Source organism: Kluyvera ascorbata ATCC 33433, from assembly GCF_000735365.1.
Lineage (GTDB): Bacteria > Pseudomonadota > Gammaproteobacteria > Enterobacterales > Enterobacteriaceae > Kluyvera > Kluyvera ascorbata.
In genome coordinates, this window is the sequence record NZ_JMPL01000134.1 from 1 (window position 1) to 10,749 (window position 10,749).

The 10,749-nt window shown below is 53.5% G+C and carries 10 protein-coding genes and 1 pseudogene; 6 read left to right on the plus strand and 5 right to left on the minus strand.

Features of this window, described 5'->3' with window-relative positions:
* Positions 1 to 103 precede the first annotated feature (103 nt).
* Positions 104 to 505, plus strand: a complete 402-nt coding sequence (locus tag GKAS_RS20505; RefSeq protein ID WP_035896960.1) for an antitoxin Xre-like helix-turn-helix domain-containing protein — start codon at positions 104 to 106, stop codon at positions 503 to 505.
* On the plus strand, positions 502 to 1,197 hold the full coding sequence (locus GKAS_RS20510; RefSeq protein WP_051910821.1) for an RES family NAD+ phosphorylase: 696 nt from the start codon (positions 502 to 504) through the stop codon (positions 1,195 to 1,197). The genes GKAS_RS20505 and GKAS_RS20510 overlap by 4 nt, the downstream gene beginning before the upstream one ends.
* A gap of 5 nt (positions 1,198 to 1,202) precedes the next feature.
* Here GKAS_RS20510 and yddG read toward each other — a convergent pair whose 3' ends face one another.
* On the minus strand, positions 1,203 to 2,081 hold the full coding sequence (gene yddG, locus GKAS_RS20515; protein ID WP_035896962.1) for an aromatic amino acid DMT transporter YddG: 879 nt from the start codon (positions 2,079 to 2,081) through the stop codon (positions 1,203 to 1,205).
* Positions 2,082 to 2,301: 220 nt separating this feature from the next.
* Between yddG and fdnG the strand changes: the two genes are divergently transcribed.
* Genes fdnG through fdnI form a run of 3 tightly spaced genes read left to right on the plus strand, consistent with a single transcriptional unit; the run spans position 2,302 to position 6,897 of the window.
* Positions 2,302 to 5,349: a formate dehydrogenase-N subunit alpha gene (gene fdnG, locus GKAS_RS20525; RefSeq protein WP_147281535.1), complete on the plus strand. Its 3,048-nt coding sequence runs from the start codon at positions 2,302 to 2,304 to the stop codon at positions 5,347 to 5,349.
* Positions 5,350 to 5,360: 11 nt separating this feature from the next.
* Positions 5,361 to 6,248 carry a formate dehydrogenase subunit beta gene (gene fdxH / locus GKAS_RS20530; RefSeq protein WP_035896968.1) on the plus strand — a complete coding sequence of 296 codons (888 nt, stop codon included), beginning with the start codon at positions 5,361 to 5,363 and terminating at the stop codon, positions 6,246 to 6,248.
* Positions 6,241 to 6,897, plus strand: coding sequence for a formate dehydrogenase-N subunit gamma (gene fdnI / locus GKAS_RS20535; RefSeq protein WP_035896970.1), 657 nt, complete (start codon positions 6,241 to 6,243; stop codon positions 6,895 to 6,897). Before fdxH ends, fdnI begins: the two co-directional genes overlap by 8 nt.
* An 85-nt stretch (positions 6,898 to 6,982) precedes the next feature.
* Here fdnI and GKAS_RS24270 read toward each other — a convergent pair whose 3' ends face one another.
* Both GKAS_RS24270 and GKAS_RS20540 read right to left on the minus strand, forming a co-directional pair.
* Positions 6,983 to 7,306: a CcdB family protein gene (locus GKAS_RS24270; RefSeq protein WP_072011449.1), complete on the minus strand. Its 324-nt coding sequence runs from the start codon at positions 7,304 to 7,306 to the stop codon at positions 6,983 to 6,985.
* Positions 7,306 to 7,497, minus strand: coding sequence for a hypothetical protein (locus tag GKAS_RS20540; protein ID WP_035896972.1), 192 nt, complete (start codon positions 7,495 to 7,497; stop codon positions 7,306 to 7,308). The genes GKAS_RS24270 and GKAS_RS20540 overlap by 1 nt, the downstream gene beginning before the upstream one ends.
* A 255-nt stretch (positions 7,498 to 7,752) precedes the next feature.
* On the opposite strand from GKAS_RS20540, the gene araJ reads away from it, so the two are divergent.
* Complete coding sequence (gene araJ / locus GKAS_RS20545; RefSeq protein ID WP_035896974.1) at positions 7,753 to 8,919, plus strand: MFS transporter AraJ; 1,167 nt, start codon at positions 7,753 to 7,755, stop codon at positions 8,917 to 8,919.
* 35 nt (positions 8,920 to 8,954) lie between these two features.
* On the opposite strand, the gene adhP is transcribed toward araJ, so the two are convergent.
* Together adhP and GKAS_RS20555 are read right to left on the minus strand one after the other, a co-directional pair.
* Entirely contained in the window at positions 8,955 to 9,965 is a 1,011-nt protein-coding gene (gene adhP, locus GKAS_RS20550) for an alcohol dehydrogenase AdhP (protein WP_035896976.1), read from the minus strand.
* A gap of 295 nt (positions 9,966 to 10,260) precedes the next feature.
* Positions 10,261 to 10,726 (minus strand): annotated as a pseudogene (locus tag GKAS_RS20555) (P-loop NTPase family protein); the annotation flags it as partial.
* Between the last annotated feature and the right edge of the window lie 23 nt (positions 10,727 to 10,749).

Below are 10,749 nucleotides of genomic sequence, written 5' to 3' on the forward strand. Positions count from 1 at the left end.
TCTCAGGTGGATGTGTACATTATTGAACATTTACACTACAATCGTTATTAAATGTACACGCCTCTTTTCGGATGATGTACGGAGATAACGTACGGGAGGGCATATGGCCACAGTACAAGAAAGCCATGTAAACGGGAATGTCGACACCAGCAAAGCGCTGCCGGTTGTCTTCCGCATTCTGGAAAAATGGCAATGTAACACAGATGAACAACTTCGATTGTTGGGTATTAGTTCACGTTCAACATTGAACAAATACAAAGAATCGAAGGGCGGCATTCGCTTAAGCGCGGATATCCAGGAGCGTATGAGCTACATCCTGAACATCCATAAGTGCCTGCGGTTACTGTTCACCGCCGATGACAGCATCTACGGCTGGGTGCGTAAACCGAACTCGCATCCTTTCTTTGCTGGACGTTCGGCCATGGACGTGATGAACGGTGGCCGGGTTGCCGACCTTTATGAGGTCGCCACGCGGCTTCAGTCCTGGCGAGGAGGCATGGCTTGAGCACTGAAGCGCCACCACTCATTGATTTAACCGGGGCCGCGGCGTATCGGATCATCCCTAGCCGCTATCCCACCATCGATTTGTTCGAAGACGTTGCCAGCAGCGATGAGCTGGAAGCGGTCTGGGCCGTTGAAGCTCTGACCAACGAGCGGCTGCTTGAGCAGGCGGGTGAGTTGATGCGGGTGCCGAAAGCCGATTGGCTGGTCGGGCTAAACGGCAGCAGCTATGTGATGGCGGCCTTTACGCATATCAATCCTGAAGGGGCGCGATTTAGCACCGGCGATTTTGGCGGCTATTACTGCGCCCCTCAGCTTGATACCGCCATTAAAGAGACGGTGTATCATCAGGAACGTATTTTTGGTTATACCAATGAGCCAGCGCAGAAAGTACAGATGCGGGTGCTGTTTACCGAATTTGATGCAACCTTAGCGGATATCACCCAAGAGCCGTTTATTTCATCGCCGCTCTATCACGCCACGGATTACAGCCAGTCGAAGGTTTTTGCGCAGGCGCAGAAAATGCAGGGGAGAGACGGGATTCATTACTGTTCAGTGCGCCATACAGGCCACACCTGCTATGTGCTTTATCGGCCCTGCCTGGTCACAAAAGTCACGCAGGCAGAGCATCTGGAGTACCACTGGAACGGTCGTTCAATTACTAACATTCTGAGCATTAAGCTCTACGGCGACTAATTGATTTACCGCCGGGTGGCCTGCCAGCAGAGCAGTGACCCCACGCAGACCATCGCCGCGCCTTGCCAGAATGACCAGGAGAGCGCGGCGCTGAGCAATACCGCCGCCAGCGCCGAAGAGAGGACGGGCGTAAAGTAAGAGGCAACGGCCAGCAGGCTGACGTTGCCGTGGAGAATTCCCACATTCCACGCCGCATAGGCTAATCCTAACGCCAGGGCGCACATCACCAGTTTAATGACCACCGGCCAGCTAAAGACCATCGGCGGTTGGTTGCTTAGCAGGAATTTCACCCACAGGCTTAATGCCGTTAGCAAAACAAACAGCGTAATCCCGTTTTTTCCTTTAGCGTATTTGGCGGTGACGGTGCAGTACGCCGCCCAGATAAACGCCCCGACAAAAGCCAGAATATAGCTAAGCGGGCTGGAGATGACGTTGCGGGTTATTTCGTTGAGATCCAGCCCTTGTTCGCCGCCTAATACCCAGGTCACGCCGAAAACGGAAAGCAATAATCCAGGGATAATTAACCAGCTACTTTTTTGACCGTTGAACACAATGGCAAACAGAATCGTCAGGCTTGGCCAGAGATAATTGACCATGCCGACCTCAATTGCCTGCTGGCGGGTGCCCGCGTAGCCGAGCGAAAGCGCAAGACAGATTTCATAGCTGACAAACAGCACGCTACCGGCCACAAGATAACGCGGTGGGATCTGACGCAGCTGTGGGAAGCCGACGGTGAAGATGAGCAGCAGGCCGCTCAGGCTGTAAATCATCGCCGCTCCGCCTACGGGGCCAAGCCCTTCACTGACGCCGCGAATCAGCCCCACCATGGTGCTCCATAAGACGATAGCGCTGAGTCCCGTTAGCGTCGCTTTCTTATTATCCATCTCTAACCTGATGCTTTTACGAACGAAGTTTTCGGTTATAACATTTTTTTGCGACGGCTGGTGATATTTCTCCGCGACACCTAACCCTAAAGGATTAATGAAAATCGCTGACCCTGACTATTAAGGGGGGCTCAGTTTTCGACATTGATTTGACGCAAAAAAAACAGGGGCATTGCTGTTAGTTTTTCTCCCGAAGTACATCCATACAATGAGGAAAATAATGGACGTCAGCCGCAGAAAGTTTTTTAAAATCTGCGCGGGCGGTATGGCTGGGACGACGGCTGCGGCATTAGGGTTTGCCCCAAAAATGGCGTTAGCACAGGCGCGAAATTTCAAATTACTCCGCGCTAAAGAAGTTCGTAACTCCTGCACATACTGCTCCGTAGGTTGTGGGCTATTAATGTATAGCCTGGGCGATGGAGCCAAAAATACCCGGGAATCGATTTACCACATTGAAGGTGACCCGGATCATCCGGTAAGCCGTGGCGCACTGTGCCCGAAAGGCGCGGGGCTGCTGGACTATGTACACAGTGAAAACCGCCTACGCTATCCGGAATACCGCGCACCTGGCTCAGATAAATGGCAGCGTATTTCGTGGAATGAAGCCTTCGATCGCATCGCAAAATTGATGAAGGCCGACCGCGACGCCAACTTTATTGAGAAGAATGAGCAGGGCGTAACGGTTAACCGTTGGCTCTCCACCGGGATGCTGTGCGCATCCGCGGCAAGTAATGAGACCGGCATGCTGACGCAGAAGTTTGTGCGCTCACTCGGCATGCTGGCGGTAGACAACCAGGCGCGCGTCTGACACGGACCAACGGTAGCAAGTCTTGCTCCAACATTTGGTCGCGGTGCGATGACCAACCACTGGGTTGATATCAAAAATGCTAACGTCGTGATGGTGATGGGCGGTAACGCCGCAGAAGCCCATCCAGTGGGATTCCGCTGGGCGATGGAAGCGAAGAACAACAACGATGCGACGCTTATCGTCGTCGACCCGCGCTTTACGCGTACGGCGTCGGTGGCCGATATCTATGCGCCAATTCGTTCCGGTACCGACATTACCTTCCTGTCGGGCGTACTGCTGTATCTTATCGAAAACAATAAGATCAACGCCGAATACGTGAAGCATTACACCAACGCCAGCCTGCTGGTGCGGGATGACTTTGCCTTCGAAGATGGCCTGTTCAGCGGCTACGATGCCGAGAAGCGCCAGTACGACAAATCGTCCTGGAACTATCAGTACGATGAAAACGGCTATGCCAAACGCGATGAAACGCTGACCCATCCGCGCTGCGTGTGGAACCTGCTGAAGCAGCACGTTTCCCGCTATACGCCGGACGTGGTGGAGAACATCTGCGGGACGCCGAAAGCGGACTTCCTGAAAGTGTGTGACGTGCTGGCTTCTACCAGTGCGGCAGACCGTACGACAACCTTCCTGTATGCATTGGGTTGGACGCAGCATACCGTTGGGGCGCAGAACATTCGCACCATGGCAATGATTCAGCTGCTGCTCGGAAATATGGGGATGGCAGGCGGCGGCGTGAACGCCTTGCGCGGTCACTCAAACATTCAGGGCTTAACCGATTTAGGTCTGCTGTCAACGAGTCTGACCGGTTACCTGACGCTGCCGTCAGACAAACAGGCGGATCTGCAAACCTACCTGGCCGCCAATACGCCAAAAGCGCTGCTGCCGGATCAGGTGAACTACTGGAGCAACTATCCGAAGTTCTTCGTCAGTCTGATGAAGTCGTTCTACGGCGATGCGGCGACGAAAGATAACGACTGGGGCTTTAACTGGCTGCCGAAATGGGATCAGGCTTACGACGTTATCAAATACTTCAACATGATGGATAACGGCAAAGTCGCCGGCTATATCTGCCAGGGCTTTAACCCGGTTGCGTCGTTCCCGGACAAAAACAAGGTAGTACGCAGCTTAAGCAAGCTGAAGTACATGGTGGTTATCGACCCGTTAGTGACCGAAACCTCGACCTTCTGGCAGAACCACGGCGAGTCTAACGACGTTGACCCATCAACGATTCAGACTGAAGTGTTCCGCCTGCCGTCGACCTGCTTTGCCGAAGAAGATGGCTCTATTGCCAACTCCGGCCGCTGGCTGCAGTGGCACTGGAAAGGCCAGGACGCTCCGGGGGAAGCGCGTAACGACGGCGAGATTCTGGCCGGTATTTATCACCGTCTGCGCGAGATGTATCGCAACGAAGGTGGTAAAGGCGTTGAACCGCTGCTGAAAATGGGCTGGAACTACAAACAGCCAGAAAGCCCTGAGTCTGAAGAAGTCGCGAAAGAGAACAACGGCTACGCGCTGGCAGACCTGTATGACGCCAACGGCGTGCTGGTGGCCAAAAAAGGTCAGCTGCTTAATAGCTTTGCGCTGCTTCGCGATGACGGTACTACGGCTTCCTCCTGCTGGATCTACACCGGTAGCTGGACCGAAAAAGGTAACCAGATGGCCAACCGCGATAACGCCGACCCGTCAGGGCTGGGTAATACGCTGGGTTGGGCATGGGCATGGCCGCTGAACCGTCGCGTGCTGTATAACCGCGCCTCGGCGGACGTTAACGGCAAACCGTGGGATCCGAAACGGATGCTGATCCAGTGGGATGGTACTAAATGGGCCGGTAACGACATTCCGGACTTTAATACAGCGCCGCCGGGTAGCAAAACCAATCCGTTTATCATGCAACAGGAAGGGCTGGGCCGCCTGTTTGCGCTCGATAAGCTGGCAGAAGGGCCGTTCCCGGAACACTACGAGCCGATGGAAACGCCGCTGGGGACTAACCCATTGCACCCGAACGTCATTTCGAGCCCGGTGGTTCGTCTGTACGAAGAAGATGCCGTACGTCTTGGGAAGAAAGACAAGTTCCCATACGTCGGGACCACCTATCGTCTGACCGAGCATTTCCATACCTGGACTAAACATGCGCGTCTGAACGCTATTGCGCAGCCGGAACAGTTTGTGGAAATCAGTGAAGGGCTGGCGAAAGCCAAAGGCATTGCCAACGGCGATCGCGTTACCGTCAGCAGCAAGCGTGGCTTTATTCGCGCGGTGGCGGTGGTGACGCGTCGTCTGCAAACCCTGAACGTGAACGGGCAGCAGGTCGAAACCGTCGGTATTCCGTTGCACTGGGGCTTTGAGGGCGTGGCGCGTAAAGGCTATATCGCCAATACCCTGACGCCGAACGTCGGCGATTCCAACTCGCAGACGCCGGAGTATAAGGCGTTTCTGGTTAACATCGAGAAAGCGTAAGGAGCGTTTAAATGGCGATGGAAACACAAGACATTATTAAACGCTCTGCAACTAACCCGATTACGCCCGCGCCTCGTGCGCGGGACTATAAGGATGAAGTTGCCAAGCTGATTGATGTCTCCTCCTGCGTGGGCTGTAAAGCCTGCCAGGTGGCCTGCTCCGAGTGGAACGATATTCGTGACGAAGTGGGGCATTGCGTCGGGGTTTACGATAACCCGGCGGACCTGAGCGCTAAGTCCTGGACGGTGATGCGTTTTAGCGAAACCGAACAGAACGGCAAGCTCGAGTGGCTGATTCGTAAAGACGGCTGTATGCATTGTGAAGATCCGGGCTGCCTGAAGGCATGCCCGTCCGCCGGGGCGATTATTCAGTACGCTAACGGGATCGTCGATTTCCAGCAGGAAAACTGTATCGGCTGCGGTTACTGCATCGCCGGGTGTCCGTTTAATATTCCGCGCCTCAATAAAGAGGATAACCGCGTTTATAAATGCACCCTGTGTGTGGATCGCGTGAGCGTGGGTCAGGAACCGGCCTGCGTGAAAACCTGTCCGACCGGTGCTATTCACTTCGGCACCAAGAAAGAGATGCTGGACGTGGCGCAGGAGCGCGTCGATAAGCTTAAGAAACGCGGCTACCCGCATGCCGGTATCTATAATCCGCAAGGCGTGGGCGGAACGCACGTGATGTATGTACTGCATCATGCGGATCAGCCAGAGCTGTATCACAAGCTGCCGAAGGATCCGGCCATTGATACCAGCATTAATCTGTGGAAAGGAGCGCTGAAACCGCTCTCCGCCGCGGGCTTTATCGCCACCTTTGCCGGGCTGATTTATCACTACATTGGTATTGGCCCGAACAAAGAAGTGGATGATGACGAAGAGGAGGATGGCCATGAGTAAGTCGAAAATGATTGTGCGCACGAAGTTTGTCGATCGCGCCTGTCACTGGACGGTGGCTATCTGCTTCTTCCTGGTGGCGGTATCGGGGATTTCGTTCTTCTTCCCGACGCTGCAATGGCTGACTGAAACCTTCGGTACGCCGCAGATGGGGCGTATTCTGCACCCGTTCTTCGGCGTATTGATCTTCGTGGTGCTGATGTTTATGTTTGCCCGCTTCGTGCATCACAACATTCCGGATAAGCAGGATATTCCGTGGGTACTGGGGATTGTCGAAGTCCTGAAAGGCAACGAGCATAAGGTGGCAAAGGTCGGCAAGTATAACGCTGGGCAGAAGATGATGTTCTGGACCATCATGAGCATGATTTTCGTGCTGCTGGTGACCGGGGTGATTATCTGGCGTCCTTACTTTGCGCCGTTCTTCCCGATTCAGGTGATTCGCTACGCGCTGCTGATTCACGCCGCTTCCGCTATCATCCTGATCCACGCGATCCTTATCCATATGTATATGGCGTTCTGGGTCAAAGGGTCGATTAAAGGGATGATTGAAGGAAAGGTGAGTCGCCGCTGGGCGCAGAAACACCATCCGCGCTGGTATCGTGAAGTTGAGCGAGTAGAGGCGAAGAAAGAGAGTTCGGAAGGGATGAAGTAGGGATTTTTTCCGGAAGTGAAGAGCGGTTTGATGTCCCTTGATGGGGAGCGTTGAGCCGCTCTTTTTGTTTGTGATCTCAATATACTCAAGTGTTGGTGACGAGAGCATCAATTGCCGATATCACGCTTGAACGTGCATGGCGTAAATTACAGACAAAATAGCGGTTGCTAAGCTTCTTTTTATCTATGCTGGTCATCGATGGCGTATTGATTACTACTGTCTGGAAGTCAATATTCACCAACGGCGTTGCCTGATGGTAATAACCGTTTAAATAAGCATGACTACTTAAAGGAAGTACCAGGCGTGTTGACAGATCGCCATAATAGTCATGTTGGATCACCATAATAAACGGATGAATAAGACGGGTCCTCTCCGATGGATTTCGATAAACATCAAACTGTTGGCACATTAAAGTACCTCGTAAAAAGGATCATCGGATAACAGCCCTGTCATTTGCGTAAACCCGTTCATTCTGTTGATAAATTCACGATCTTCGTTAGCGTTGTTGAGTTGACCGATATCTCCAGGCGAGGTGTTACTCACTGAGCCGTTTGGAATGGTGTTTTTCGGCATTTCCTTAACCGTGTTGTTCGATTTCATTATGACCTCCTTGTAAAGAATAGGACGATTATCCGCCGTTCTCGCTAAAACACAATTAGCCTGATTCAGCCTTTGCGCGCCGCCTTCCAGAAAATATTCTTCTGTTGCATTACGCACTAATATCGGCATCGCATATGAATCATTCACGCTGTATATATGGATAAACCCGTTACCGCACCTTTTTGTCTGGTCTGCTTCCCATGAATGGTCAATAATGCCCCTCTGCAAACGCAACAGAAACAAGTGATTAGAGGGATGAAAAAGACAATTTTTGCGCTGGCGCTGGGCACGTTTGGCCTGGGGATGGCAGAGTTTGGCATTATGGGCGTGCTGCCGGAACTGGCGCGTGATGTGGGGATCTCGATCCCGGCGGCAGGCAATATGATCTCCTGGTATGCCTTCGGCGTGGTGATCGGTGCGCCGATTATTGCGCTGTTTTCCACGCGCTTCTCCCTGAAGTCAATCATGCTGCTGCTGGCGGCGCTCTGTGTGCTGGGTAACGTTATTTTTACCGTGTCATCGAGCTACACAATGCTGGCTATTGGGCGACTGGTGTCGGGCTTTCCGCACGGGGCGTTCTTTGGCGTGGGGGCCATTATTCTGTCGAAGATTGCGCCGCGTGGCAGGGTGACGGCGGCGGTAGCGGGGATGATCGCCGGGATGACGGTGGCAAATCTGATTGGCGTACCCGCGGGGACGTGGCTGGGTCATCAGTTCAGCTGGCGCTATACCTTCCTGGCGATTGCGCTGTTTGACGTGGCGGTGCTGGTGGCGATTATTGCCTGGGTGCCAACGCTGTTCGATAAATCCGACGCGCGCCTACGTGAGCAGTTCCACTTTCTGAAAAGTCCTGCACCGTGGTTAATCTTTGCGGCGACGATGTTTGGTAACGCTGGCGTGTTCGCATGGTTCAGCTATATCAAGCCGTTTATGATGAACGTCTCAGGTTTCCCCGAAGGGGCAATCATGTTCATTATGATGCTGGTGGGACTGGGTATGGTGCTGGGTAACATTCTCAGCGGCAAGCTTTCCGGGCGCTACAGCCCGCTGCGTATTGCGGCAACAACCGATTTCGTTATCGTGGTCGCGCTGCTGCTGATCTTCGCGCTAGGTGGTTTTAAAATCGCGTCGCTGGTGCTGGCGTTTATCTGCTGTGCGGGGCTATTTGCGCTTTCCGCTCCGTTGCAGATTTTGCTGCTGCAGAACGCGAAGGGCGGTGAAATGCTAGGGGCGGCGGGTGGTCAGATTGCTTTTAACCTTGGTAGCGCGATAGGTGCGTTCTTCGGGGGGCTGATGATTACGATGAATTTCGGCTGGAGTTCGGTGGCACTGCCGGCGGCGGCGCTGTCGTTCCTGGCGATGTCGTCTTTGCTGCTTTATGCGCGTTACCAACAACGGCAACAGAAGCTGGTGGCGGCCTGAGAGTAGCCTCTCCTGTGAGGGAGAGGCTCAGGGCATTAATGGCGAAGATCGATAACCATACGGCCACGGATCTGGCCCAATTCCATCTCTTTGAAGATAGCGTTGATGTCGTTTAACGGACGCAGCGCCACTTTCGGCACCACTTTCCCTTCAGCGGCAAACTGGAAGGCCTCGGTCAGATCCTGACGGGTACCGACCAGCGAACCGACCACTTCAATACCGTCCAGCACCAGACGCGGAATATCGAGGCTCATCGCTTCCGGCGGCAGGCCAACGGCCACCACGCGGCCACCGGCACGTACGGCGTCAACCGCAGAGTTAAAGGCAGCTTTCGCGACGGCGGTAACAACCGCAGCGTGCGCGCCGCCGGTCAGTTCCTGCACCTGCCTGGCGGCATCTTCACTGCGTGAATTGATGATAAGGTCCGCGCCCATCTCTTTAGCCAGCTTCAACTGCTCATCGTTCACATCGAGGGCAATCACTTTCGCATTAAAGACGTTTTTCGCGTATTGCAGCGCCAGGTTGCCCAGACCACCCAGGCCGTAAATGGCAATCCACTGGCCCGGTTTGATTTTCGAGATTTTGACCGCTTTGTAGGTGGTGACGCCAGCACAGGTGATGCTGCTCGCCGCGGCGGAATCAAGGCCATCCGGAACCTTGACCGAATAGTCAGCGGTGACGATGCACTCTTCAGCCATCCCGCCATCGACGGTATAGCCTGCGTTTTTCACCGAACGACACAGCGTTTCGTTGCCGCTATTACAGTATTCACAGTGGCCACAACCTTCGAAGAACCAGGCAACGCTAGCACGGTCGCCTACTTTAAGAGAGGAGACGCCAGGACCGATTGCTTTGACGATCCCAATACCTTCATGGCCGAGGATAACCCCAGTCTTATCACCAAAATCACCGTTTTTCACGTGCAGGTCGGTGTGACAGACTCCACAGCATTCCATCGCTAACAGGGCTTCACCGTGCTGCAGTGGGCGCAGCGTTTTTTCAGTGACGTTTACCTGATGGTCATGTGTGACAACAGCAGCCTTCATATCCTACTCCTGGTTAATATGTATTTGATAATAATACTCATTAATGATTAGTGATAATGACGAAAATTGCAAGCCGAAGGGTGGGAAGAATCTAGTGGTTTTTCATATTGATAGCACTGAGCGTTAACAACTTTGTCATCAAGCGGTCATCATTTGTTCATCAGTAAACTACGACGATATCAAGAACGTGAGCGACAGTAAAACGTAGCCCGGACGAGACGGAACGCCGACTCCGGGATTATCTGGAGTAGGGAGAAAACCCGGCGTTGCTGTGCAAGGCCGGGCTATGGGTAGGTTAAACTAACTGATTATTGATGGTTGCAATCTCCTCACGCCAGCGCTGCTGCAACTGCGGCTTCTGATGTTTTGGCTTACGCGCCAGATCTTCGGCTAACCGCCACTCAAGCTCAATTAAGCGCTCCAGCAGATCATCAGCTTCGGTTGTGACGTTCCCTTCTGTGACGGTGACGGAGCGCGGTGCGTCCGGACAAGCACGGTGGCGAAGTTGCTCGTACACTGCGTCAGCTTCCGGCCATTCGCTCAAACCATTCTCGTCAATCAACCAGAAACGGTTACAGCTATTGCTGATGAGCTGACGGTCATGGCTGACCAACAGCACGCCACCGGGATACTCACAAAGCGTTTGCGCAAGCGCCGCTTTACCGTCGATATCCAGGTGGTTCGTGGGTTCATCAAGCAACAGCAGACTGTATCGGGCAAGACGATAATCCGACGAACAGCAGGCGAGAACGCTCACCGCCGTCTTAAAGTACTAGACCTTTTG

Excerpts from the sequence above, each read along its gene's own strand:
- GKAS_RS20505 (WP_035896960.1), top strand. The coding sequence starts at position 104 with ATGGCCACAGTACAAGAAAGCCATGTAAACGGGAATGTCGACACCAGC.
- yddG (WP_035896962.1), bottom strand. The coding sequence starts at position 2,081 with ATGGATAATAAGAAAGCGACGCTAACGGGACTCAGCGCTATCGTCTTA.
- GKAS_RS20540 (WP_035896972.1), bottom strand. The coding sequence starts at position 7,497 with ATGAAATCGAACAACACGGTTAAGGAAATGCCGAAAAACACCATTCCA.
- fdnI (WP_035896970.1), top strand. The coding sequence starts at position 6,241 with ATGAGTAAGTCGAAAATGATTGTGCGCACGAAGTTTGTCGATCGCGCC.
- adhP (WP_035896976.1), bottom strand. The coding sequence starts at position 9,965 with ATGAAGGCTGCTGTTGTCACACATGACCATCAGGTAAACGTCACTGAA.
- araJ (WP_035896974.1), top strand. The coding sequence starts at position 7,753 with ATGAAAAAGACAATTTTTGCGCTGGCGCTGGGCACGTTTGGCCTGGGG.
- fdxH (WP_035896968.1), top strand. The coding sequence starts at position 5,361 with ATGGCGATGGAAACACAAGACATTATTAAACGCTCTGCAACTAACCCG.
- GKAS_RS24270 (WP_072011449.1), bottom strand. The coding sequence starts at position 7,306 with ATGTGCCAACAGTTTGATGTTTATCGAAATCCATCGGAGAGGACCCGT.